This window comes from Bacteroides sp., from assembly GCA_036351255.1.
In the GTDB taxonomy this organism is placed as follows: domain Bacteria; phylum Bacteroidota; class Bacteroidia; order Bacteroidales; family UBA7960; genus UBA7960.
In genome coordinates this window covers 1-24,280 of record JAZBOS010000070.1, presented here as the reverse complement: position 1 = coordinate 24,280, position 24,280 = coordinate 1, and the positions used below count along the sequence as shown (strand labels likewise).

The 24,280-nt window shown below is 44.6% G+C and carries 21 protein-coding genes; 12 read left to right on the top strand and 9 right to left on the bottom strand.

Annotated features, from left to right (window positions below; all coding sequences use genetic code 11):
• Nucleotides 1-857: 857 nt before the first annotated feature.
• The 3 genes from V2I46_06380 to V2I46_06370 all read left to right on the top strand — a co-directional run bounded on the left by V2I46_06380 (nt 858) and on the right by V2I46_06370 (nt 2,506).
• Nucleotides 858-1,436, top strand: a complete 579-nt coding sequence (locus V2I46_06380) for a hypothetical protein (protein ID MEE4177121.1) — start codon at nt 858-860, stop codon at nt 1,434-1,436.
• 26 nt (nt 1,437-1,462) lie between these two features.
• Nucleotides 1,463-2,161, top strand: coding sequence for a nucleotidyl transferase AbiEii/AbiGii toxin family protein (locus V2I46_06375; protein ID MEE4177120.1), 699 nt, complete (start codon nt 1,463-1,465; stop codon nt 2,159-2,161).
• Nucleotides 2,162-2,230: 69 nt separating this feature from the next.
• Nucleotides 2,231-2,506: a hypothetical protein gene (locus V2I46_06370; protein MEE4177119.1), complete on the top strand. Its 276-nt coding sequence runs from the start codon at nt 2,231-2,233 to the stop codon at nt 2,504-2,506.
• A 44-nt stretch (nt 2,507-2,550) separates the two neighbouring features.
• Here the strand turns inward: V2I46_06370 and V2I46_06365 are convergent, their stop codons facing one another.
• On the bottom strand, nt 2,551-3,396 hold the full coding sequence (locus V2I46_06365) for a PIG-L family deacetylase (protein ID MEE4177118.1): 846 nt from the start codon (nt 3,394-3,396) through the stop codon (nt 2,551-2,553).
• A 431-nt stretch (nt 3,397-3,827) separates the two neighbouring features.
• On the opposite strand from V2I46_06365, the gene crtI reads away from it, so the two are divergent.
• The 4 genes from crtI (at nt 3,828) to V2I46_06345 (ending at nt 7,933) form a co-directional block, all read left to right on the top strand.
• A complete protein-coding gene (crtI, locus tag V2I46_06360) occupies nt 3,828-5,294 on the top strand; it encodes a phytoene desaturase family protein (protein MEE4177117.1) in 1,467 nt (488 codons plus the stop codon).
• 436 nt (nt 5,295-5,730) lie between these two features.
• Nucleotides 5,731-6,855 carry an ATP-binding protein gene (locus tag V2I46_06355; protein ID MEE4177116.1) on the top strand — a complete coding sequence of 375 codons (1,125 nt, stop codon included), beginning with the start codon at nt 5,731-5,733 and terminating at the stop codon, nt 6,853-6,855.
• Nucleotides 6,856-7,041: 186 nt separating this feature from the next.
• Nucleotides 7,042-7,650: a hypothetical protein gene (locus tag V2I46_06350; GenBank protein ID MEE4177115.1), complete on the top strand. Its 609-nt coding sequence runs from the start codon at nt 7,042-7,044 to the stop codon at nt 7,648-7,650.
• Complete coding sequence (locus V2I46_06345) at nt 7,643-7,933, top strand: transcriptional regulator (protein MEE4177114.1); 291 nt, start codon at nt 7,643-7,645, stop codon at nt 7,931-7,933. Before V2I46_06350 ends, V2I46_06345 begins: the two co-directional genes overlap by 8 nt.
• A gap of 104 nt (nt 7,934-8,037) precedes the next feature.
• Here V2I46_06345 and V2I46_06340 read toward each other — a convergent pair whose 3' ends face one another.
• The 4 genes from V2I46_06340 to V2I46_06325 form a co-directional block, all read right to left on the bottom strand.
• Entirely contained in the window at nt 8,038-8,376 is a 339-nt protein-coding gene (locus V2I46_06340) for a hypothetical protein (GenBank protein ID MEE4177113.1), read from the bottom strand.
• Nucleotides 8,377-8,442: 66 nt separating this feature from the next.
• A complete protein-coding gene (locus tag V2I46_06335) occupies nt 8,443-8,853 on the bottom strand; it encodes a hypothetical protein (protein ID MEE4177112.1) in 411 nt (136 codons plus the stop codon).
• Between the two features lie 958 nt (nt 8,854-9,811).
• Nucleotides 9,812-10,300, bottom strand: coding sequence for a hypothetical protein (locus V2I46_06330; protein MEE4177111.1), 489 nt, complete (start codon nt 10,298-10,300; stop codon nt 9,812-9,814).
• A 361-nt stretch (nt 10,301-10,661) separates the two neighbouring features.
• The gene (locus tag V2I46_06325; protein ID MEE4177110.1) at nt 10,662-11,213 is read right to left on the bottom strand and encodes a GNAT family N-acetyltransferase; all 552 of its coding nucleotides are present in this window, start codon (nt 11,211-11,213) and stop codon (nt 10,662-10,664) included.
• A gap of 601 nt (nt 11,214-11,814) precedes the next feature.
• On the opposite strand from V2I46_06325, the gene V2I46_06320 reads away from it, so the two are divergent.
• Both V2I46_06320 and V2I46_06315 read left to right on the top strand, forming a co-directional pair.
• Nucleotides 11,815-12,813 (top strand): aldo/keto reductase, encoded by a 999-nt coding sequence (locus V2I46_06320; protein ID MEE4177109.1) that lies wholly within the window; start codon nt 11,815-11,817, stop codon nt 12,811-12,813.
• Nucleotides 12,814-12,872: 59 nt separating this feature from the next.
• Nucleotides 12,873-13,904, top strand: coding sequence for an SMP-30/gluconolactonase/LRE family protein (locus V2I46_06315; GenBank protein MEE4177108.1), 1,032 nt, complete (start codon nt 12,873-12,875; stop codon nt 13,902-13,904).
• Between the two features lie 277 nt (nt 13,905-14,181).
• On the opposite strand, the gene V2I46_06310 is transcribed toward V2I46_06315, so the two are convergent.
• On the bottom strand, nt 14,182-14,865 hold the full coding sequence (locus V2I46_06310; GenBank protein ID MEE4177107.1) for an MBL fold metallo-hydrolase: 684 nt from the start codon (nt 14,863-14,865) through the stop codon (nt 14,182-14,184).
• A 77-nt stretch (nt 14,866-14,942) separates the two neighbouring features.
• Nucleotides 14,943-15,890 (bottom strand): NAD(P)-dependent alcohol dehydrogenase, encoded by a 948-nt coding sequence (locus V2I46_06305; GenBank protein ID MEE4177106.1) that lies wholly within the window; start codon nt 15,888-15,890, stop codon nt 14,943-14,945.
• A 359-nt stretch (nt 15,891-16,249) separates the two neighbouring features.
• Between V2I46_06305 and V2I46_06300 the strand changes: the two genes are divergently transcribed.
• The 3 genes from V2I46_06300 (at nt 16,250) to V2I46_06290 (ending at nt 20,354) form a co-directional block, all read left to right on the top strand.
• Nucleotides 16,250-17,461, top strand: a complete 1,212-nt coding sequence (locus V2I46_06300) for a helix-turn-helix domain-containing protein (GenBank protein MEE4177105.1) — start codon at nt 16,250-16,252, stop codon at nt 17,459-17,461.
• Nucleotides 17,462-17,621: 160 nt separating this feature from the next.
• On the top strand, nt 17,622-18,737 hold the full coding sequence (locus V2I46_06295) for an FISUMP domain-containing protein (GenBank protein MEE4177104.1): 1,116 nt from the start codon (nt 17,622-17,624) through the stop codon (nt 18,735-18,737).
• A 480-nt stretch (nt 18,738-19,217) separates the two neighbouring features.
• Nucleotides 19,218-20,354, top strand: a complete 1,137-nt coding sequence (locus V2I46_06290; protein ID MEE4177103.1) for an FISUMP domain-containing protein — start codon at nt 19,218-19,220, stop codon at nt 20,352-20,354.
• Nucleotides 20,355-20,477: 123 nt separating this feature from the next.
• Here the strand turns inward: V2I46_06290 and V2I46_06285 are convergent, their stop codons facing one another.
• Entirely contained in the window at nt 20,478-21,656 is a 1,179-nt protein-coding gene (locus V2I46_06285) for an alpha/beta hydrolase-fold protein (GenBank protein ID MEE4177102.1), read from the bottom strand.
• Nucleotides 21,657-21,759: 103 nt separating this feature from the next.
• Complete coding sequence (locus V2I46_06280; protein ID MEE4177101.1) at nt 21,760-23,925, bottom strand: ATP-binding protein; 2,166 nt, start codon at nt 23,923-23,925, stop codon at nt 21,760-21,762.
• Nucleotides 23,926-24,280 lie beyond the last annotated feature (355 nt).

Sequence of the window (24,280 nt, the reverse complement as noted above, 5' to 3'; positions counted from 1 at the left end):
TGCCTGCATTCCTTCGGTTTGTCCTTCGGCCATATTGAGGTCAATGCCAAGCTTTTCGGAATGAACAAGCAGATAGGCATTCTTCACTTTCTTATCGTTTCGTACTTGTTGCCTGAATCGGGACTCAATTTTTTCCTGTACTTCAGCTATCTTTCCCATTTTAAAGAATTGATTTAATGATCGTATTTTGTAGTTTATTTACTAAATGCCCTGTATCTCGCTTATAAGGATGATAAAATCATACGAATGTCCTTTCCTGACATGTTTTTCAAGCCAAATATAATAATTGTTTTTTACCCAAAAAGGTTAAAAAACAAATGTTTTCATCCTTGCAGGTTTACAGGATTTGATTTAAAATATTTCAGGCGTTACCAATGTTTGCCTGATTCATAAACGAATAGCCGCGGCCTCCAGGCTGGGGGATGGAAGGCCAACACAATCCCTGTGGCACCTCTACAAGGTGCGTCCTGGTGGGAGGGTTGACCGAGTGCTATCGCTATGGCACCTCTACGAGGTCCTCCCGGGAGGGGGGCTAGGTGGTGCTATCGCAATGCACCCCTACAAGGTGAGGAATAGCCTGGAAACAGGCCGTAGGTTTAGAAAATTTCACCTCTGCCTAGGGGGGATTTCCACCCCGTAGGGGTGGCATATCGATAGAAAAACAGGCACCCCCTAACCATCTCCAACCCGTAGAGGTGGCACAGGGAACCCGGCATAAATGCCGGGGCCAGATATTGGTTTTTCCCTGTTTCAGTTTCAAAAAATTGTCAGCAGATTCTTTCCATGGAAATGGTTTTGTATTTGAAAAATCATTAATTTTATAAACCAAAGGTTTGAAAAAACCTAACCATTGGTTTATGAAAGAAAAAACAGACTTCATCCTGGAAGTGTTTAAGGACAGGCGTACGGTATTTACTTTTAATGAGTTGGGGCTATTGCTGGGTGAGACCGACAGCAACCGGCTTAAACAAAAGGTCAACTATTTTGTGCGCAGGCAAAGGCTGTTGAATATCCGGAAGGGGATCTATGCCAAGAAGGATTACAACCCGGAAGAACTGGCCTGCAAAATCAACACCCCCTCCTATCTTTCGCTTGAATATGTGTTGCGCAAAGCTGGGGCTATTTTTCAGTATTCAGCGTCGTTTACGGTGGTGAGTTACCTGAGCAGGACCCTGGAAGTGGATGGGCAAGGCATTCAATACCGCCGGATCAAGGAATCCATCCTGGTAGACACCACGGGCATTGAGCGCCTTCCGGAAGGGATTAATATCGCTGAACCCGAAAGGGCTTTTCTCGACCTTTTGTATCTCGACCAGGAATTTCACCTGGATCATCCCCATGTGCTTAAAAGGAAAAGGATCCTGGAAATCCTGCCAATATACGGTTCAAATGCATTGAACGAAAAGGTCCATACCCTCCTTTCTGAATTTAAGTAACATTCCACATCAAAAAAGAGGAGAAAATGGTGGAAATAAACAGGCATAAATTTTTTTTGATTCAGTTGTTAAAGGACATTTATGCTGACCTTGAGCTGGCAAACAACCTGGGTTTCAAAGGGGGTACAGCTTTGATGCTTTTCCACGACTTGCCCCGTTTCTCTGTTGACCTTGATTTTAACTTGCTAAACCTTGGTAAAACCAACCTGGTTTACGACCGTATACGGGAAATTGTCATGCAGTATGGGAGCATCCGGGATGAGGCGAAAAAACACCACGGGATGATCATTGTTCTTGACTATGGTCAGCATCAGCGCAATCTGAAAATTGAGATTTCAAACCGGGAATTTGGGGATCGTTATGAAATCAGAAACTACCTGGGCATCCAGGTCAGGGTCATGCAATTGCCTGACATGCTATCGCATAAGCTTTGTGCACTCCTGGACCGGAAAACCTTAACCCATCGCGACGTTTTTGATTGCCATTTCCTGATGGAAAAAAGAACTCCCTTAAACCTCGGCATCATTGAAAAAAGGATGGGTATGCCCCTGGATGTTTACCTCCAAAAATGTATAGATGCCGTTGAACAGATCAATGAGAAAAGGATTCTCAGTGGGATGGGAGAACTTATGAGCGATGACACCAGGCAATTTGTAAAACTCCGCCTGAAACAGGAAACCATCACCCTGTTGAAAATGTACAAAGCGTTTCCAATCCTCGGCTGATTCATAAATGAATAGCACCCACCTTTGGTTTAAACCCAAAGAAGTTAAAGGTTTGGGCTAAAGCCCCCGATGAATATTCGTATTGTTGAACCCGGCATAAATGCCGGGGTTATTAAATTTCGGGGCACCTGGAAGATCAATAGCCGTAGCCTTAAGGCCAGGGATGGACCAGATGGAGATGGTTTTGATGGCGATGATCATTTGCCTGTTTCTGGCGTTTTTAAGGCTGTGGAGGGTACATTTTTAGGCTTTGTAAGAACGGCTGGGGGTGTGCCCGGTTTGGGGCGCAGGGCTGGGGATTTTTCTCCCTTTAAGAAACTCCCGCTTGCCTTCCCGCTTGCCTAACCCCTTCAGCCCAAATTGGTTACACCTCTTGTTAGGCACAGTTTTTATCTTGAAATTACTGTATAATATTCTTTGCTAAATGCCTTAATATGCCTCTCTTCATTTTTCTTGTCATAGGTAAGAAAGAAATGTTCCATTGTATACATTACTGATTGATAACACTGGGCTGCATTATTTTTTATTTCCCAATAATTGGTTATATCCAGCGAGTAATCCGGATCCGGAAGACCATCGTTTCCAGTCAATTCTTTCGCTAATTTATATCCCGGATTTTCAGATACCATAAACTTTTCCAATTTATCAGGAAATGTAAACTGTAATATTGTATTTACACTATAATCTGGATTATATTTATTTTCGTTAAACAGATCTTCCGTCAGTTGAGCGGATAATCTATGCTCAGGGTGTCCGTAGCCTCCAATTTCATTATCCCATGTAACCAAAATATCCGGCTTATAATTATCAATTTTCCTATCAATAATGTTTTTTATACTGTCTTTCATATCATACCAAATAACTTTATTCTGTAACGTTTCTTCCCATGTACTGGTGACCAAACCGCTTACTTCAAACTCATTAATTCCTAATTTGTTAACAGCACAGTTAAGTTCCTTCATTCTTGTCTCGATACCCTCTTGTAAAGGGTGATGGCCCAGTGTCAACAAATGAATTTCTGCCCCCTTTTCTTTAAGAAACGCGATTAATCCAGCCACTCCAATTTCATCATCAGCATGGCAAAAAACAAGCAATACTTTGGTAGTATCAGAAACGTTTAATTCTAATTCAGGAACGTTGTTGTCTTGAAATGATTCAATTAGAACGTAATCAATTTGGTTGCAACTTGAGTTTAAAAGGAAGACAAATAGAATAAAACATGATAATGCTTTCATATGTTTTATATTTTAATGATTGTGCCTAACTCGGTTATACCCGTACCAAAGCTTGGGTTATCATGCCAGATTTGGGTGTTTAACCCTCACGTTTAAAATCTGATTCCAGGTTCATTCAGTGGCCGGAGAGGAATTGTTTTGGATACTAAGCTAAGAAATATTTTAATTCGTTGGGGTAAACACTTACAATAGATGCACACCCGGGTGGGTGGGATCTATCAATATAAATGCTGGTTTGGGCTAAAGCCCCCGATGGTGGCGGTATTGACTAACCCGGCATTAATGCCGGGGCTATTTATTTTGGGGTGGTGGGGAAATCAATAGCCGTAGCCTTGAGGCAAGGAGTTTTAGAGAAAAATTTCCATTATTTCCCCAAAACATTTCCCTGTTTTCAATGTTTCCTTAACTTTAGGAACACAAAATTCAGGACAATGAAAACGGCAGGAATTATCGGATCGGGCTTTGCAGGGCTTGCAGCGGCTTGCAGCCTGGCAAAGGAAGGCTTTAAGGTTACCGTATTTGAAAAGAACGAAAGCCTGGGCGGGCGTGCCCGCAAGTTCGAAACGCAGGGTTTTACGTTCGACATGGGCCCCTCATGGTACTGGATGCCAGAGGTTTTCGAAAACTTCTTTAAGCATTTCGGGAAATCCGCTTCCGATTATTATGACTTGGTCAGGCTCGACCCTTCATACAACGTTGTATTCGGAAAAGATGATATTGTGTCCATTCCGGCCAGCTATGAGGAGCTGGAGCAGCTTTTCGAATCGATAGAGCCTGGGAGCAGCAAAAACCTGCAAAAATTTTTGGCTGAGGCCGAATACAAGTACAAGGTGGGCATGGAAGAGTTTGTGTGGAAGCCCGGCCTGTCTTTGCTTGAATTTGCCGATATCCGTGTACTCCGTAGCCTTTTCAGGCTTCAGATGTTCAGCTCCATCTCTTCGCAGATTGAGAAACTTTTCCAGAACGAAAAACTTCGTGAGATACTGAAGTTCCCTGTTTTGTTTCTTGGAGCCACCCCTGAAAAAACGCCGGCGCTTTACAGCCTGATGAATTATGCCGATCTGAAACTGGGTACCTGGTACCCCATGGGTGGCATGCACAAGATCATTGAAGGCTTTGTGAGCCTGGCAGAAGAACTTGGTGTGGAATTTCATGTAAATGAAGCTGTAAAAAGTATTGAGGTCATCGGCCGCCAAGCCACTGGATTTACGACCACCAAGGGCAGTTATTTATTCGATTACGTGATTGCCGGTGCCGATTACCACCACGTGGAACAAACACTGTTGCCGCAGCAATTCAGGCGTTATTCTTCGGAATACTGGGCGAAGCGCACCATGGCACCCAGTTCGCTGCTGTTTTATTTAGGCCTGAACAAGCAAATTGAAGGTTTGGAACATCACAACCTGTTTTTTGACCGCGATTTTGACCTGCATGCAAAAGAGATATACACTGAACCGGCATGGCCTACCGATCCCTTGTTCTACGTTTCGTGCCCCTCGAAAACCGATCCTACGGTAGCGCCCAAAGGCAGCGAAAACATTTTCCTGCTGATGCCACTGGCACCCGGAATTGACGACAGCGAAGCCATGCGCCAAAAGTATTTCGACCTGATGGCCGACCGAATCAAGCATGTGTTAGGCCAGGATATAAGGGACCATATCGTTTACAAACGCTCTTTTTGCCTCAGCGATTTTGTGAGCGATTACAATGCCTTCAGGGGCAACGCATACGGGCTGGCCAACACCCTGAAACAAACCGCCATCCTGAAACCCCGGCTGCACCATAAGAAGATTTCCAATCTATACTACACCGGGCAATTGACCTCACCCGGCCCCGGCATGCCGCCCTCCATTATTTCGGGGCAGGTTGTGGCAAAACTGATTGCAGAAAGGCCTTAATCTTTGGGGTTCAACCCCCCGAACATTTCCCGGATCATCTTCCTTTCGGGAAAGAAAAGGACTTTCAGGCTGAAAGGCTTCCCGTCATTTCTTAACAGGATCAAAACATCAGGTTTGTTGATAATTACCCAAACCACATTCTCTTTTTAATTGAATAAAAGCATCATTTTTCCACAGAAAAAAACGTAATCCATGCCGGGGTTATGGATTTGGAGGCGCTGGGGAAATGAACGGCCACAACCCTCAGGCTAAGGGATGGAGGGCAAACCGAGGGGATAGCCAAAATGAATGAAGTCATCCTGTCGCCGCTACGCGGCTTTTTCCATGCCCCTTGCTCCTGGCTCCTTACACTTCATTGTCAAGAAAAATTATTTTATGTTTTCAGGAATATATTCGCAAAAAAAACGTTATTTTTGCGAATATAATCATCTGAATTATGGTTTCAAGGGCAATAGAGCCGCTTATCCAGGGCAGGCTGGCAGACCAGAAGGCTATCATTGTTTATGGTGCCAGGCAAACCGGGAAAACCACTGTCATAAAAAAGATTTTTCAAGGCAGGGAAGACGTTTTGTGGCTCAATGCGGATGAACCCAATGTCAGGGCGCTTTTTGAAAACATCTCTTCGTCGCGGCTGAAGGCTATCATTGGAGAGAAAAACATTGTTGTCATTGATGAAGCCCAGCGAATCAAAGACATTGGCATTAGCATGAAACTGATCACGGATCAGTTGCCTGACAAAAAGCTGATAGCCACGGGTTCATCGTCATTTGAACTGGCCAATGAAATCAAGGAGCCTTTGACAGGCAGGAAATGGGAATATGGTTTGTTTCCCTTATCGTTCGGGGAGATGGTTTCCTATTCAGGCCTGCTGCAGGAGGAATCGATGCTGCCCCACAGGCTGGTGTATGGCAGCTATCCGGAGGTCATCACCAATCCGGGCAATGAAAAGGAGATCTTGAGGCAATTGACCGACAGTTATTTGTACAAGGACATCCTTTTATGGCAAAACATCAAGAAAGCCGATAAGCTGATCCAGTTGCTGCAGGCGCTGGCCATGCAGATTGGCAGTGAAGTCTCATTCAATGAGTTAGGTCAACTTCTGAACCTGGATAATCAAACGGTGGAGAAATACATACAGCTCCTTGAGCAATGCTATGTCATTTTCCGCATCAATGCCTTTAGCCGAAACCTGAGAAAAGAGCTGAAGAGGGGAAGGAAAATTTATTTCTTCGACAATGGGATCCGTAATGCCCTGATTGCCAACTTTAATCCCCCGGAGCTAAGAAATGATATTGGTGCCCTTTGGGAGAATTACCTGGTCAGTGAGCGAATGAAGACGCTGGAATACAACAGGATATGGGCCAATAGCTATTTTTGGCGCACCCAGGACCAACAGGAAATTGACTACATTGAAGAGCGGGATGGGGTTCTGTTTGCTTATGAATTTAAGTGGAACCCCAAAAAGCAGGTGAAGTTCTCCAAAACCTTTACCAATGCTTATCCAAAGCACGAACTCAAGGTCATTCATCGGGAAAACTTTGGGGAATTCCTTCTGCCATAAGCAGCTTTTGGCTATTGGCTTTTGGCTATTGGCTTTTGGCCAGGGGATATTGGCTCATCACTCACCTCTCACCTCTCACCTCTCTTCTCCCATGCCCCATGCTATTTAAAAATATTTTCATTATTATTTGGTTTATATTATAAACTAGTTTACATTTGCATAATCCAACACCCTAAAAGAAAAAAAATGGAAGAGAGACAAATGAAACCGGAAGAAAGCTTTGACATTATAAACAAGGCTATTTCAAACTTCAAGATAAATTATAAGGAAGGGGCAAACACTTTTCTCCTTTGGGGCTGGCTGCTGAGCCTGGCAGCCTTTTCAAATTTTTTCATCCTGCAGGTTTTACAAAGCAAGGAAGCCTACGGCCAAATGGGGCTGTTCAGCCTGGGCAACTGGGCGGTATTTATTGCCATAGGTTTCGTGATCATGTTTTTTATGGAACGCAAGGTAAAGCGGGAAAAGAAAGTGTACAGCCACCTGGACCGTTATGTCAATCAATTGTGGTGGGTGGCCGTGGCTTCGTTTTTTACCGGGACCTTTCTATGCATTCAACTGGAAATTACTCCCCCGCCCCTAATGCTTTTACTTGCCGGCTTTGCCACCACCACCACCGGGCTGTTCATTAAATTTAAGCCCTTTATCGCAGGAGGCATTGCATTTTTTGCATTCAGCATTGCTTCCACCTTTGTTTCCAATGAATATACAGCCTTGGTTGTGGGCGTGGCGATCATTTGCGGCTATCTTATTCCCGGGTACTTATTGAGAGCAACGAAAGCACAGCGCCATGTATAAGGATCTGGACCCCTTGCTGCACTCTCAACTGCGGCTAACCATTGTTTCGATGCTGGTGGCCTCAGACAAGGTGGAGTTCACCCACATCAGGGAGGAAACCCAGGCTACGGCCGGCAACATCAGCGTGCAGATCAAAAAATTGCAGGCCGCGGGATACATCAGGGTGGAGAAGACCTATAAAAACAATTATCCCAGTACGATGCTATCCATTACCAGTAAAGGGTTAGCGGCCTTCGAAACCTATGTGGAGAACCTGAAAAAATACCTCCATCCTGGCAAATAAAATTTTATCCAATAATTAGCCCTGGCAGAAATGCCGGGGCTATTTATTTCAGGGGTTGGAATCGAGGATATTTGGGCTGTTAAAGACCTTTCTTTTTCTTTCTTTCAGCCAAACACAGCATATTTCTCAATAAATACCCTGAAAAAGATTGCACTAAAAATTACCAATCCAAAAAGAAACAATGTTTTGAAAAGTATGATCTCAGCAATAACAATCTTATTATATGTTTTAGTTTGAATGCCGCCGCCTTCCATCAAAAAGTTTATAAAAAGCATATTCCTCCAAATTAAATATATTCCGGCAATGATAAATAACAATCCTACCGTAAGATTGATGTAAACGCCTATTGCTGAAAGAAAAATGCTTCCAATAATTATTAAACCACTTATGATCCAGATAATGGATGCGCAATAACCTAAAACTCTTAGAATTCTTATTTTCATATTATTTGTCATTACTGGCTTAATGACAGCCTTGGTTCAAAATTAGCCATTTCCGCCCTATGTTCATTAATGCGGGTTGTGGGGCGTATTTTTACTTTTTTTAATCAATCTTTGGTCTGCCAAATACAATGGAATAAGAATAGAAATATAAGCAAGAAAATCCCAAGGGTCAAAGGTTGAATAATAGATTTTAAAATATTGTAAAGTTTCAATTCCAAAACATACTATCAGAAATATTAACAAAGTTCTATTTGGAGTAAAAAAACGTGTCCATATATTATCTGCTTTTGCTGTATACAAACCCCTAAATAAAATATAAGCCCACCCGGGACCGACCATATCTAATAAATATCCTTTCCAAAAGAAACCAAAATCAAACCAAATTGTTAAAAGGCCTGCTCCCAATAAAATGATTAATATTGCTGCCCAATATGGTGCATATTTATTATGCCTGCTTTTTATTTCTTCTTGTTCCATTAAACTTTTTTGGAAAACTACTTTTCTTTTCCTGATTATTGAGGATCTCTTAATTTATTAAGTTTGTTCTCTATTTCTTTTAGCAGGTCTTTAATTTCCTGATGCCTCTTATCCTGCTTTATTTGAAGCATTATTACCTGAAATCCTATCGAAAAAAGGATTATGATTATTATTGTGTTTCCTACCATGGTTTATTTTTTTAAGGGTTCATAAAAAAATTCTCTTTCATTTTTTCATTAATTCTTTGGCCTTTAATTCACGCAATTCGGTTATACCCTTACCAAAAGTTGGGTTATCATTACAAATTCGGGTGTATAACCGTACTTTTTGGTTTGTTTATCATTTCAAATAAATTCCTTTTGCCTTTTTTTAGTTCATTGGGAAATTTCCAAGAAATCACTGGCATCACTGGTAAAATCTGATTCCAGGTTCATTCAATGGCCGAGAGGATTTGTTTTGGATACTAAGCTAAGAAATATTTTAATATGTTGGGATAAACCCTTACTTTAGATTCACACCTGGGTCGGTAGATTTTTTTAAAGTTAATGTTGGTTGGGCTAAAACCCACGATGGGAATTGGTATTGGCAAACCCGGCATACATGCCGGGGCTATTTATTCTCAGGGCGCCGGGGAGATCAACAGCCGCAGCCTTCAGACTAAGGGCAGGTCAGATGCCAGGGTTATTTGGCATCGATAATATTTTGACTGTTTAAGGCCTTTTTCAGGCGCTGTGGCGGGGGTTTTTGGGCCTGCACACATCCTCACTACAACACTTATAGATGCGGCCTTGAGGCTGCTAAAGGTTCCCCGACATACAATGTTTTAAGCAGAGTAGAGATTTTTTCAGCCCGATTTCAGTGCAAGGGACAATCAACCGATGTTGCAGGCTGGTATACGCTGGTTTTCGGCCTATTAACAAATGGTATAGCACCCGGGAATCAGGCCTGGAATCAAAAATTAAAATCCATATCCAATATGCAATCCAAAACTAAAATGATAATCTTCAGGGTCAACAGCAAAATCAAGTAAGGGCCCGATGTGGAAATTTCCTATATCAAAATCATATATGGTTTCTGCATGAAAAGCGAATTTCAAATCGGAGGGTTCTGCGTCTTCAAAAGCGATTCCAGGAGCAATGTTGATATGCCAGGATTTTAATGGATTATAACTTGCAACCACACCTATTGAGTTATGCTTGTGTTCGTCAAAAATCCTTTCGTAAGCAAGCCCGAGCCCAAATTTTGAATGGTTAATATTTCTTACCAGGTGTATATGTAAACCATAAGCAAATTCTTTTTCCCCTGCAAAGTATACCAATGAATTTGCTAAACCTAGTTCATACTTATGATGGTCGTGATTATGATTTTCTTCCTGGGAATAAACTGTGGTGGAAATGATTCCAAATGCAATAACTGCCAGCGCTTTAAATCCAATTTTCCAATTCATGTAAATAAGTTGATATGAATACCTGACTTATAACAAACGGATAATTTCATATGTTCATTGGTTTAAGATAAGGCCTAATTTATTGTGCTAATTTTCATGTGTTACTAAATGCGAGAAATAAACGGTCGCCGCTAAGCGGCTTAACGGATCAAAGGGGTGTTTCTTCTACCATACGGTCACCGCTACGCGGCTTTTGGGCTGTTATGCGCTGGCCAGCGGATTCAAGGTTTGGGGTTTGTTTAAGATATTGATTTTCATTTATTTATTGTGTCGATTTGTGTTTCCTGATTTGTGGCCATTTGTGGACTATCTTTTCCAGTAAGTCTCTTAAGTCCCTTAAGTCTCTAAAGTCTCTTTAGTCTCATCCTTCCCCATGCCCATGCTCCACGCCCCGTGCCACCTTGCGTTTCATCAGCAGGTCAGTCTGAGGGTCATCGCCGACGATAAAGATATGGGTGTCGAATTCTACAAAGCCGTTCTTGCGGTAGAAGCTTATCGCGCGGTGGTTGTGTTCCCAGACGCCTAACCAAACAGTCTCCGCTTTTTTCTGCCGGGCTATTTCCAGGGATTTTTCCAAAAGCATCTGCCCTACTTTCTTCCCGTGAAATTCAGCCAGCACATAGATCCGTTCAATTTCAACGGCTTTATCGTCCTGAAACGCTGTCTGCGAGGGACCAAAGTTTACTTTCAAATAACCGATTACTTTCTTGTCGAGCCGGGCGAAATAAAAGACAGCGTTCGGGTCGTTGAGCTCAGTGGTCAGTTTATCAGCGGAAAAGCTTTCGTCCAGATATTTGCGCAGGTTTTCTTCGGTGTTGGTAAAGACAAAGGTCTCATAGAAAGTCTGCCGGGCAATGGCTTGCAGGGCGTCCAGGTCGCTGGGGGTGAGCTGTTTGATTTCTATCTTGTCCATCCTTGTTCGAATAAGCGTTCTTGCGGGAATGATATCCATTCGCCGGGAAGGCTTCCTTTGCAAAAATAGGAAAAACGAAGGTTTGCTGTTGGCTTTTGGCTTTTGGATGTTGGCTTTTGGATATTGGATATTTCTTATTTCTCACTAATCTTCTCCGTACCATGTTCGTACCTTGTTCGTACCTTGTTCGTGCCACCTCCCTTCCTGCCCTTAGCGGAAGCGAAGAAGTAATGAAGGGGGAAGGAAGAATCATCGGGGTTGGGGGTAGGGGTCTAAGGGTTTAGGTGTTATTTAGTAAATTGATTACCAATTATTTATTTGTGTAGATTTATGTTTTTTTCATTTGTGCTCATTTGTGGAAGAAAAAACCAATCCACAAATGGACACAAATTTTTAGACAATGAACACAAAAAGGGTTGAGGTTGAGGTTGAGGTTGAGGTTGAGGTTGATGTTGAGAAATCAGGGATTAACTTAACTACTCAACTTCCCAACTTCTCACATGGATGTCGGGGAAAACTTGCTTTTCTTATTGAATCTGGGTAAATTTATCAAAAATAAAAAACGGGCTAAAACCCATTTATTCATATAAAAACGTAAAATATGTCAGTAAAACATAAGCGATTGGGGAAGCACGGGGTATTGGTCAGCAATCTTTGCCTGGGGACGATGAACTTTGGTTGGCACACCAGCGAAGAAGACAGTTTCAACATCATGGACCGCGCCCTTGAGCTGGGCATCAACTTCTTTGATACAGCAGATGTGTATGGCTGGTCGGTGGAGCACGGCTATACAGAAGAAATCATCGGGCGATGGCTGGCCCAGGGAGGCGGACGACGCGATGCGGTAGTTTTAGCAACAAAAGTCTTCAATCCTGTGGATCGAAAGGCTAATTTGCCTGAAGTCAACAGCGACGGGCGGAGCCTGAGCGCCTATAAGATCCGCAAGCATTGTGAAGGCAGCTTAAAGCGGCTGCAAACCGACTGGATCGACTTATACCAGATGCACCATGTTGACCGCGATTGTCCATGGGATGAGATCTGGCAGAGTTTTGACACCCTGACCAAGCAGGGTAAGATCGTATATACGGGTTCCAGCAATTTCGCGGGCTGGGACATTGCCACGGCCTGCCAGGAAGCATCCAAAAGGGGCTTCATGGGGCTGGTGAGCGAGCAGAGCATCTACAACCTCAACAACCGGATGGTAGAGCTGGAAGTGATCCCGGCCTGCAGGCATTACGGCCTGGGACTGATCCCCTGGAGCCCCCTGGGAGGAGGACTATTGGGAGGTGCACTTGAGAAAAACAAGGGCGTCAGGCGCAACGACAAGAACCAGTCGGAGGAGTTGGAGAAGAAACGCCCCCAGCTGGAAAGATACGAGGCGCTGTGCAGGGAAATCGGTCATGCCCCAGGGGAAGTCGCCCTGGCCTGGCTGCTGCATAACCCGGTGGTGACGGCACCCATCATCGGACCCCGCACCATTGAACAGCTCGAGAGTGCAGTAAGGGCGGCAAGCATTGTGCTGGATGAAGAGGTGCTTAAGAAGCTGGATGAGATCTTCCCTGGACCTGGGGGCGAGGCACCCATGGCATACGCCTGGTAGCAGGCACCCAAACCAGCGCTGAATGTCGCTTCCATTATTAACCTCAAAAAATCAAAATCATGAAAAACCTCTTGGTTATTCTTGTTGCTTTTTTACTTTTTCCATTCTTTTCCTGTAATAATAGCAAAAAAGCCGACTCCTCTGAGGACAATAACAAGGATCCTTTGGCTGAGCAGTTTAAAATAGCGGTTTACGACTCACTGGTCCTTACGATGGTTGAGCCCGATGCCCCTTTTGAAATCCTGGCAAAGGGATTCTGGTGGAGCGAAGGGCCGGTTTGGGTGGATGATTTGAAGGCGGTGTTGTTTTCGGATGTGCCTGCCAATAAGATCTACCGTTGGAGTGAACAGGACAGCCTGGGCGTTTACCTCGCATCGGCGGGACATTCCGGTCCTGAAAACAAGGATTCAGGCTTGGGTTCCAATGGGTTATTGCTTGACCCGCAGAATCGATTAATCGTATGCCAGCACGGTGACCGGCGTATTGCAAGGATGGAGGCGGATCTGAACGATCCGCAGGCGGATTTCACGACGCTTGCTGGCAGCTATGGGGGCAAGCAGTTCAACAGTCCCAACGACCTCACCATCGACCAGGCAGGGAATGTCTATTTTACCGATCCCCCTTACGGAAGGCCCGGGAATGAAACCGGTGAAATCGGAATTAACGGGGTGTATAAGGTGAGTCCCGATGGGGTGGTTTCCCTGCTGCTCGACAGCCTCAGTATGCCTAATGGCATTGCCTTGTCGCCTGATGAGAATACCGTGTATATCAATCAATCAAATCCGGATAATCCGGTTTTATACCGTTATGCGATCGCCGCAGACGGATCGCTGGAAAATGGGAAAGTATTGTTTGATTTCCTGGCATTATCAGAAAATGCTGAAGGGCTGCCCGACGGATTAAAGGTTCACCAAAGCGGCAACATCTTTGCCACAGGTCCCGGTGGGGTGCATATCATAAGCCCGGACGGGAAACACCTTGGTTTAATCCATACCCTCAAAGCCACCTCCAATTGTGCTTTTGATACGGAACAAAAATATTTGTACATGACCACCAGCGATGTGCTGATAAGGGTGAGGATTAGGGATTAGGGATTAGGGTTTAGGGTTTAAGGTTTAAGGTTTAAGGTTTAAGGTTCAAGGTTCAAGAGCATCGCCTGTCCGACTTTCGGCGGATCCGCTTACCAGCGGATTTAAGTTTAGGAGTTTGGGGTTTGTTTAGGATATTGATTTTCAATTATTTATTTGTGTCAATTTGTGTTTTCCCATTTGTATTCATCTGTGGACTATCTTTTCTCTAAAGTCTCTTAAGTCTCTTAAGTCTCATCCTCCCCCCATACCCCATGCTCAAGGCCAATCATCCGTGTAATCATAATCCAGCATATCCCAGCCGGTTTTTCATGACCTCTGCAGGAAATGGCTTCCCGTGGCCCGGGTAAACAAAAGAGGCTCCATTGTCAATCAGGTTTTTCCAGTTTTCTTTGATGCGGTCAATGTCCTGGGCATAAATGGGCAAGCCAGCCCTGGACCTGAAGGGGAATCCGTTGTGCGCCATGCAGCCCACAAAAGCCTCGCCGGAATTCAGAACAACACTCAGCGAGCCCAGTGTATGTCCGGGGGTGTGGATGATTTGCCCGTCAATGCCATATTCAGAAAGCGGATAGGGATCCTCACCGATCAGGATGTCAGGGCTGAATTTCGGGAAAGGGATCTTAAAAGAGAAGATGAGGGGTTGGGTAATTTTGCCTTTGAGGTTGACCCCCTTGGGTATGATGACGTTGTCCTGTTCAACGCAATCTCTTTCACTTTCATGGATGGCGATCCTGGCCCCGGTAAAATCCCTGATATCGCGGGCAGAACCACAATGATCGAAATGGGAATGTGTCAGCACGATCAGTTTAATGCGCGACGGATCAATGTGGTGTTTTGACAGGACTTTCTTAAAACTTTGAAGCTTGTTTGGCATCCCGGTATCAACCAATACGATCTCTTTGCCAATGATCAAATAACAGCTTGTCAGGCCAAGCTTAAAATGGATAATTTCTGGCTTCATGATGCGTGGTTTTTAGGATGATTGCATTTCAGAAAAGCAAGCCCGGGTAAATCAAGGGGAGGGTCCCTTTGCAAGTATCATTCTATCCTGATAACTACTTTGCCTGATGCATGTCCCTGGCTCAGGTAGTTCATGGCCTCTGTCGCTTCCGCAAGCGTATACCTGCTGTCAATGACTGGTTTGATGACGCCTTTTTCCAGGAGGCTCCCAAGCAATGCCAGGTCATGCTGGCTAGGCTTGGCCGATAAGGATCTCATCTTTTTTGAACCCAGGGAGAGGATCCAGCCAAAGGCCAGCGACCTGATTATCTGTGACAGGGAGCCTCCCACCATGACATAGCGTCCCCTGGGAGTCAGGGCCTTCCGGTAAGCCCTTAGGGGATAATTGCCATTGATTGCCAAAATGAGGTCGTACCGCTTATCGCTATCCCAGAAACGCTCCCTGGTGTAGTCAATGGCATGATCGGCGCCAATGGCCAGGGTCTGGCTTATTTTCCCTGAACTGCAAACTCCTGTCACTTCAGCCCCGAACCATTTGGCGAGCTGGACGGCAAATGATCCAACGCTGCCGGCACTGCCAACAATCAGCACCTTCTCATCCTTTTGGATGCTGCCTTTGTCGCGCAAGGCCTGAAGGGCAGTAACGCCGGCCAGGGGCAGGGTGGCAGCGTCCTCAAAGGAAACCCCGGCAGGTTTTAAAACAAATGCCCTTTCGGGAGCAGCAACATACCCGGCAAGACCCCCAAAACCGAAACCGGCAAGATCGGCCATGACCTCATCACCCGGTTTAAACATTGCGGTTTTTTCTCCGGCGGCTTCAACAGTTCCTGCCACATCGGCGCCAAAGATCCTTTTTTTGGGAATGATCCCCATTTTCATGGAGCGGTAGTCGGCGGCATTCAAGGAGACTGCGTGCACGCGGACCAGGAGCTCGTGATCTTTCGGAACAGGTTTATCCACTTCAGATAAAGAAAGTTTCCCAGGGGTCCCTTTCTTGTCGTATCGTATGGCTTTCATTTTTTCCATGGGGTCTGTTTTAAGCAAAATTAAGCTTTCCTGGGTCATTTTAAAACAGCCAGGGAGATCTTGCCGGGGAGCAGCCCTGGATACCATCCTCAAGCGCATTGCGGGGGGACAGGACAAAACCAGGATCCACCATGCCCCAAAGAGAAAAAGGGTCCTGCCACCATCGTTCCAATCACATCGGGCGAACTACAGAGTTCAGGGATGATCCATCCCATGGCCTTAAAAAATGCCGGCTAATATTCAAGGAAACCGATGAAATGAGGTAAAGGCATTACCGGCAAGATGGGAAAATCCATGAAACCCTTAATTTTGTTGAGAAAAATTTTATTAACTTAACCCCCCGAAAATAATACAAAGGGATGCTTTTATTTTTTTCCATCCTTGGGATCTTTTTGTCGGTGCTGTTGTTGTCGTTCAATGCGAGAAGAAACACCACGACACACTACCTGGGGAGTTTCTTTTTCCTGCTGAGCCTTTATATGCTGGCCCAGTGGGGCTTGCTTTACTCAAAATCGGTTCCGGTGGTTACCGGGCTCCTGGCGTCTTTTTCCCTTGTTTTTCCACCACTATACTTAACCGGACCGATGCTTTTCTGGTATGTGAGGAGCGTGTTGAATGACCAGAACAAGCTTAGTAAACGCGATCTGTGGCATTTACTGCCCATGCTGATCTATTTTCTGGCAGGCCTCCCCTTTACTTTTACAGTCCCCTTGTCGGAAAAGGCAGCCATCGCCAGGGAGGTGGTCAGCAATGTGGGAGTCATGCAGGCCTACGCCCTGACCTTTTTGTCCAGGTTCTTCGGCGTGGCCGATATATACCTCAGCCGACCCCTGCTGGTGCTGGGCTATACCCTATGGTCAATGGGATTGATAGCCAGGTATTATTCCCAGAATAAACTAAAGGGAGTTTTCAAAAGCCAGTATTTCATGCTGAAATTTTTGGTCCTCCTCACGGGATTGGTCTTCCTGATGAGCACCACCCATATCATCCTCATCATCGACACCTTTAAGCTGGATTTCTCGGAGATCTCCTTCGGGGTCAACCTGGTGCGCATCATCTCGATCCTGGGGCTCACCGGATTGCTGATCTCGCCCTTCCTCTTTCCGGAAATTTTATATGGCCTGCCCCGCATGCCGGTGTCCCGGAACAAAGATCTTAAGGAAACGGACAATATACAGGATGAAGAAACAAAAAAATCGCCGGTTCATTTTGAAAAGCAATACCTTGAATTGATTGAACGGCGCATGGACGAGCTCATGGAAAACGATCAGCCTTATCTTTCAACCGATTTCAACATCAACCAGCTGGCGGTCCAAATTGGGGTCCCCGTTCATCACCTGGCCTATTATTTCAGGGAGGTCAGGAAGGAGACCTTCTCCGATTACCGCAACAAATGGCGGGTGAAACATGCCAAAAAGCTGATTGAAGAAGGGAAAACCAGCCAGCTCACCCTGGAAGCCATCGCCACGCTCGCTGGGTTCTCCAACCGCAATTCATTCCGTTCTGTCTTCCAGAAAATTGAAGGGATCTGTCCCAGTACCTTCGCGCTTCAGTTTAAAGAGGCTGAATAGCCAAACCCTGCTTTCCTGCATCATTTTTATAAAATCCGTGCAAAGCCGGACGCTGATTTCTTTCCTGCCTTTTTTCTTCGCCGTAATTTTCCGGAACCATTGAACCCAACCAAATCATTGTTTGGATTTTTTTTAACTAAATCATTAAAAACAAAGGGTTATGAAAGAAAAAGTACAAGAAAAAAGAGCTTTCGGAAGGATTGCTCTATTCATTTCAGCTGTCATGCTGACGGCATTGACGTTTCATTCCTGCCAGAAAGACCTGGAAATGATGAACGTGGAGGAAATCGGCCTGAAAAACGGCGCGGTTTCCGAGATTAATCTCGACTATCCCGAGGCTGTTACAGCCGGGGAAGACTTTACCATCACCTTCTCCTCAACCTGCGGGAGGATCATGCTTGAGCGGGGTTTTACCGCAGAAGTGGATGAGCTTGGTGTGATCACCAACAAAGTATACAAGGGCCTGACCTGCAACATGCCGAACCTGATGTGGGAGCCTGCTGTGGAAGATATATTTGAAGACTGCGGGGGGGCGACCATCACCCAAAACCTGGCAGAGCCCGGCACCTATGTTTACAGGGCCAAGCTGAATTTCAAGGCAAAGAACAATTCAGGATGTGTTGATTGCGGGGATTTCCTGGGCAACCAATACGAGTGTTTTACCGTGATTGCAGGAAACGAAAATCTGGGAACCTTTACCGATGCACGGGATGGCAAAGTATATATGTGGGTAAAGATCGGCGAACAGATCTGGATGGCTGAGAACCTGGCTTACAACCTTGAAGGCAGTTATATTACCGAAAATCCAAACGATACTGAAATTTGTGGCAGGTATTACAATTGGGAGCAGGCACAAACTGTAGCACCGGAAGGTTGGCACCTTCCTTCAAAGGCAGAATGGTTTGAACTGATGCACTACCTCTACGATAACGGTTATTATTGCGGGACAGTTTCTACCGCTGTAGCCAAATCGATTGCATTGCCTGGCGTATGGAACAACTCAGCCGTTGCAAGTGCCCCGGGTAACCCTGATGATGGCTGCAACTACAACAGCACCGGTTTCTCAGCCTTTCCGGCAGGGTTTTACGGATTTTACGGAGAATATTCATTGACTTATTTTGGACAATGGGCTTCTTTCTGGTCTTCTAACAGTGCTAATTACGACCCCAGCTTTGCTGAATACATTGGACTGTCTTATGATTTTGATGGCATTATACCAGGCAATACGCTCAAAACATTCTATATGACTGTTCGTTGTGTGAAGGATGCAGAATGATTTGACACCCTGCTGTTAAGCTTAAGGTTCAGGGTTTCCCAGGCAAACAGCAACACCATCTGCAGCCAATTATCTCCCGGCACGTTCCTGTCCGGGAGATTTGGTTTTTGGCTGCTGGCTTTGGGGAAAAACGGAGGATTGGGTGAGGCCCTCTTTCCCTCAAATAAGCAAAGATTTTAAGGAAGCAGGAAAACGGCCGGGGTTTTTTGAAGAGCGACCTTTATGCCCCGGGTTTCCCTGGGGCAACGCACAGATGCCAGTCTTCCTGAAACCGGGGCATTTCTCCCAGTGGGCAGGGCTTCTGCAAAAGGATTTAGGGTGGAAAATCCATTTTTTGCATCATTTTCATAAAATCCGTGCAAAGCCCTGCCCTGATTTCTTTCCTGCCTTTTTTCTTCGCCGTAATTTTCCGGAACAATTGAACCCAACCAAATTATTGTTTGGATTATTTTTTAACTAAATCACTAAAAACAGAGGGTTATGAAAGAAAAAGTACAAGAAAAAAGAGCTTTTGCAAGGATCGCTCTTTTCATCTCAGCAGTCATGCTGACGGCATTGACGTTTCATTCCTGCCAGAAGGACCTGGACATGATGAACGTGGAAGAAATCGGTCTGAAAACCGATGCGGTTTCCGAGATTAATCTCGACTATCCCGAGGCTGTGACAGCCGGGGGAGATTTTACCATCACCTTCTCTTCAAGCTGCGGGAGGATCATGATCGAACGGGGTTTTACCGCAGAAGTGAATGAACTTGGTGAGATCATCAACAAAGTGTACAAAGATTTGAGCTGCGACACGGAAAACCTGCTATGGGAGGCTGTTGGCCTCGACGAATATGAAGACTGCCAGGGAGGAAGCATCACCGAAAACATTGAAGAACCCGGCACCTATGTTTACAGGGCCAAGCTGAACTTCAAGGCAAAAAATAAAACAGAATGCCCTGATTGTGAAGCCTTCTTCGGTAACCAATACGAATGTTTCATGATCACGGTCGCGGAAGGATCAACCTATGAAACTTTTACCGATCCACGCGACGGGAAAGTTTATAAAATCATTACCATTGGCACCCAAACCTGGATGGCAGAAAACCTGGCTTATAATGGACCAGATTCAGAAGGGAATGACATATACGGAATTTATGCCTATCAAAATGACGAAAGCAATGTGGCAACCTATGGCAGGTTATACATGTGGGATGCAGCCATAGCCGCCTGCCCAGCCGGATGGCACCTGCCCACAAACGATGAATGGAACATTTTAATTAATTACCTGTCTGACAATGGATATGGTTTAGAAGGAAATGCCACCTACGTTGCCAAAGCGCTGGCATCAACCACCGGATGGATGACCTCAATATATCCAGGAAATCCTGGCTACGAACCCGAAAGCAACAACAGCAGTGGTTTTACAGCCATGCCGGGAGGAACCCGCGATCAAAGCGGATATTTTTGGTATATGGGAAAATGTGCTGACTACTGGACTGCAACCGAATCCTCTCCAGGCTCCTACTTAGCCACATACAGAGAAGTATATTTTTCCACCCCTTGGGTATATTCTTATGCTTATAATTATAAACAGAATGCCCATGGTGTTCGCTGTGTAAAAGATGCAGAATGATTCATAGCCCTGCTGCAAAGCCGGGGGGTTGGGTACCAGGCTTTCAGTAACACCATCTGCAGCCAATTATCTCCCGGCAGGTTCCTGTCCGGGAGATTTGGTTTAAATAGCTTATGCCGGAAATTAATCCTCTTCAGGAAAATCATTGGACAAGTCAATCCATAATTTTCCCAGCCGGTCATACAGGTGGCTGATGTGGGTTCCGCTGTAGGTTTCGAAATCGTGTTTTATGTTTAAGCGCATCAGGTGTTCGTGAAACATCAGGTTGGGTTCGTACATGCCCAGATCATCATTTTCCCCGCAATCAAAATAAATGGTTTTCAGTTTTCTCATGCCTGTGACATTGGCTGCGGAAAGTGCAAAAAGGCTCTGGGCATTTACCTTTGTCATTAACTCAGGAACAATAACTGGCTGCCCATCCACATAGGTAAAAGGCAGGTCGCAGAAAAAGGGCGGGTTACTCAAATTGGGAAGCCATGCCTGTGCCAATGCGTATGCGGTGTTGTTGGCAAACTTAAAGGGCTGAAAAGGGTCGTAAGGCATTGGGCCTGCAGGAGCTCCATAACCTTCCCAAAGGGCATCTTCCATGGTCATAAATCCTGCAATGGCCAGCCAGGTTGGTTCCGGGAAATGGGCAGGCGACAAAGCCCCCACATTGCGAAAGACATGCGGATATTTCATTGCAATCTGCAAAGCGCCATAGCCACCGGCACAATGCCCTGTAAGCGCCCGCCAGTTAAAATGCGGAATTGTCCGGTAATGGGTATCCATATACGAAACCACATCCTGCACAATGTAATCTTCGAAATTTCCCAGGATTTCAGAATTTTGATAGATACACGGTCCAAAAATCGTGCGGGCATCAGGCATTACAATAATCACTTCCCGCATGGCTTCATTGTCAATCAAATCATTCACCCAGTGCTCAAATCCCTGTTCCGGGAAATCAACACGCGCTTGCAACTGTGCCATTTGGAAGAAAATTTCAAAAGGCTCAGCATCCGTCAGCATACCTCCCCAGGCGGGCATGCCATGCAAAAAATAGATGACAGGAAATCGTTTTTCGGGGCAGGTTTCATAGCTTTTAGGCAGGTAAATTTTCAAATTTCGGTCAGCAGGAAGTCCTGCCAGGTTTCCTTCAAGCCCGGTGCTGTGAATGACCTCTGAAACAAGGGTTCCCTCTCCGGAAACCAGCGATTTTAATGACACAGTCAGGTCGTTCCCGGGATTGTCAAGCTCTTTGCTGCAAGCGAAACAACACAACATGCCGGCAGCCAGCAGCAGTAAAATTTTTGTTTTCATTGCCATACATTTTATGGGTTTATACAAACCAAATGTATTGCAACACCACAAATCCGGCTTTTCAATAATTCCCGAATACTTGCCGGGTTTTCCCAAACACAATTTAAATCGCTTTTTCAGCCTGATGATTTAAAAATTCCCGGGGGCTTTCACCAAATTCTTCCTTAAAGATCTGGCTGAACGTGGACAGGCTTTTCATTCCTACTTCGTAACCTACTTCGGTAATATTCAAGGATGTTGTTTGCAGCAATTCCCTGGCTTTTTGCATGCGAAGGGTGCGAATATATCTGGCCACCGATTTACCGGTTAACGCCTTAAATTTCCGATAGAGCTGCGACTTGCTCATGGCCATATCCTTGCAAAGTTCAGGGACATTATAGTCTTCGTTTTGCAAATTATTTTGAATGGTTTCTTTCAGCTTTCTGAAAAATTCATCTTCTTTCTGAAGGACCGGATCGCTTGAAGGCTGCATCCCGTTTCCATTGCTGTAACGCTGAAACAATTTTTTTCGCAGTTCCAGGAGTTTTCTCATGCGTACCAGTAATTCCTGCTGGTTAAATGGTTTTACCACATAAGCATCTGCCCCGGTTTCCAGTCCTTCAATGCGCGATGGAATATCAGCTTTTGCGGTGAGTAATATGATCGGAATATGACTGGTCCTATAGTCATCTTTCAGCTTTTGGCATAGTTCAAACCCATCCATCTCAGGCATCATTACATCGCTGATAATGATATCCGGAATTTCGTCAACTGCCATATTAAACCCTTCTTTCCCGTCCTTTGCAACTTGAATGGAGTAATGCTCCTGATAGCAAGCTTTTAAGTATCCAACGACATCGGGATTATCCTCAATAATCAATAATCGTTGACGACTATTTAAGTGATTCGGGCTGAAATTGTCTGTGTCAGAATATCTTTCCTGATAAATGGGGTGGTTTTCAACTTCTTTAAGATCAGGTTTATTGGCCGAAGAGATGTATGGCAACTTCACAGAGAAAACAGTTCCCACACCGGCAGAGCTTTTTACTTCAATGGAGCCTTGCATCAGTTGTACAAACTCGCGTGTAATTGCCAGGCCAATCCCGGCGCCGCCTTCCTTCCGGGTATTTTGGTCATCGGCCTGGTAAAACCGGTCAAAAATTTTATCCAGTTTTTCCGGAGGAATTCCAATACCATTGTCTTTAATCTCCATGCATAACAGGTCTTCCTCTGCAAAAACATTCATGCTTATTTGACCTCCTTCGGGCGTAAACTTGATGGCATTGTTTAATAAGTTGGAAGCAACGGCAGCCGTTTTTTCCGGGTCGAATTCCAACTCGTACGACTGGCTTCCGGCAGAAAAAAACATGGAAATATGCTTTTCTTCGGCATAAAATTGCTGCAACTGGAAAACGTATTTCAAGAAAGGAATGATGTTGGCATTAATTTTATTCACCGACATCCTGCCTGACTCCAGTTTACTTAAATCCAACATCTGATCAACAAGTTGCATCAAGTTCTTCCCATTTTTGATAATGGAATCCATTTTTGCCGCAATATTTTCCTGACCATTGTTTTTTACTGAATCGGCCATTCCCAGAATTACAGTCAAGGGGGTACGGAATTCATGCGTAATGTTGGTGTACAGCCTTGTTTTTGCATCATTCATCTCTTTCTGCCGTTGTGTTTCGCGCTGTTCCATTCTGGTAAAGAGGTTAACCGCAAACAGACTGAAAAAGAAAATATAACCGGTTACTCCGAATAAACTCATACCGAAAATCACTTTGTTTTGTGAAAATGTAAGCGCATTTTCGGTGGGGAAATACGGTTGAAAGGCCAGCAGCAAACTCATGGAAACAATAAAAACGGATACAACAACCAAAATTCTCCAGAATTTCTTCAAAATGATGCTACTGGTTACAGCCTGGGCAGCCAGCAAAAACATTCCACCGCTGGTAAATAAACCACCCATTCGTAAAACATATATGGAAGAAACCACAATCATTGAAATTTTGAAAACAAGAATTAAATTGTCAATTTTTCGTGCCCGATAAAAGATGAACATGCCAGTAAGCATAATAAAAATAAAGACTTGGGAAAACTCTAAAACCATTTTCGCATCAATGGTTTTGGCCACAATGCCAAAAGCAATCAAGAAGATAATGGCAATAAATCCCTGGGTGAGCATATATTTCTTTTCCACTTCATCCTGTGGCCTCAGGTCTTTTTCACCGGTAATTTTTTCAAGGAGATTATCCAGATGATCAAAAAGACTGGGAATGGTTTTCATGATTTTGACTCTTTTACCATTAAACCGCAAATAAACAATTGTTTAATAACCTTTAAATTTAAGAATTTAATAATCAAGAAAATAAAAAAACAAATCAGAATTTATTCGAAACTTAAAAATTTCAGGCAAGAATGTAGTATAAAAAAAAGAGGATTGGATTTTCTTTCTTCCCAAATATTTTACCGATTTTCCCAAAATGAACCTGACAAAAAGCATATTGATCCGCTGAATTGATCATTGCATCAAAAGCTCTTATTCTCACCTCTCACTTCTTTTCTCCCTAACAAGTCCGTAACATGGTCGTACCATGTTCGTGTAGATTCGAACATGGAATGGGGCATAGGGTTTGGAGTTT

Bases quoted from the DNA above. Each gene is read 5' to 3' on its own strand.
- V2I46_06380 (MEE4177121.1), top strand. From the start codon at position 858: ATGAAAGAAAAAACAGACTTCATCCTGGAAGTGTTTAAGGACAGGCGT.
- V2I46_06375 (MEE4177120.1), top strand. From the start codon at position 1,463: ATGGTGGAAATAAACAGGCATAAATTTTTTTTGATTCAGTTGTTAAAG.
- V2I46_06370 (MEE4177119.1), top strand. From the start codon at position 2,231: ATGAATATTCGTATTGTTGAACCCGGCATAAATGCCGGGGTTATTAAA.
- V2I46_06365 (MEE4177118.1), bottom strand. From the start codon at position 3,396: ATGAAAGCATTATCATGTTTTATTCTATTTGTCTTCCTTTTAAACTCA.
- crtI (MEE4177117.1), top strand. From the start codon at position 3,828: ATGAAAACGGCAGGAATTATCGGATCGGGCTTTGCAGGGCTTGCAGCG.
- V2I46_06355 (MEE4177116.1), top strand. From the start codon at position 5,731: ATGGTTTCAAGGGCAATAGAGCCGCTTATCCAGGGCAGGCTGGCAGAC.
- V2I46_06350 (MEE4177115.1), top strand. From the start codon at position 7,042: ATGGAAGAGAGACAAATGAAACCGGAAGAAAGCTTTGACATTATAAAC.
- V2I46_06345 (MEE4177114.1), top strand. From the start codon at position 7,643: ATGTATAAGGATCTGGACCCCTTGCTGCACTCTCAACTGCGGCTAACC.
- V2I46_06340 (MEE4177113.1), bottom strand. From the start codon at position 8,376: ATGAAAATAAGAATTCTAAGAGTTTTAGGTTATTGCGCATCCATTATC.
- V2I46_06335 (MEE4177112.1), bottom strand. From the start codon at position 8,853: ATGGAACAAGAAGAAATAAAAAGCAGGCATAATAAATATGCACCATAT.
- V2I46_06330 (MEE4177111.1), bottom strand. From the start codon at position 10,300: ATGAATTGGAAAATTGGATTTAAAGCGCTGGCAGTTATTGCATTTGGA.
- V2I46_06325 (MEE4177110.1), bottom strand. From the start codon at position 11,213: ATGGACAAGATAGAAATCAAACAGCTCACCCCCAGCGACCTGGACGCC.
- V2I46_06320 (MEE4177109.1), top strand. From the start codon at position 11,815: ATGTCAGTAAAACATAAGCGATTGGGGAAGCACGGGGTATTGGTCAGC.
- V2I46_06315 (MEE4177108.1), top strand. From the start codon at position 12,873: ATGAAAAACCTCTTGGTTATTCTTGTTGCTTTTTTACTTTTTCCATTC.
- V2I46_06310 (MEE4177107.1), bottom strand. From the start codon at position 14,865: ATGAAGCCAGAAATTATCCATTTTAAGCTTGGCCTGACAAGCTGTTAT.
- V2I46_06305 (MEE4177106.1), bottom strand. From the start codon at position 15,890: ATGGAAAAAATGAAAGCCATACGATACGACAAGAAAGGGACCCCTGGG.
- V2I46_06300 (MEE4177105.1), top strand. From the start codon at position 16,250: ATGCTTTTATTTTTTTCCATCCTTGGGATCTTTTTGTCGGTGCTGTTG.
- V2I46_06295 (MEE4177104.1), top strand. From the start codon at position 17,622: ATGAAAGAAAAAGTACAAGAAAAAAGAGCTTTCGGAAGGATTGCTCTA.
- V2I46_06290 (MEE4177103.1), top strand. From the start codon at position 19,218: ATGAAAGAAAAAGTACAAGAAAAAAGAGCTTTTGCAAGGATCGCTCTT.
- V2I46_06285 (MEE4177102.1), bottom strand. From the start codon at position 21,656: ATGAAAACAAAAATTTTACTGCTGCTGGCTGCCGGCATGTTGTGTTGT.
- V2I46_06280 (MEE4177101.1), bottom strand. From the start codon at position 23,925: ATGAAAACCATTCCCAGTCTTTTTGATCATCTGGATAATCTCCTTGAA.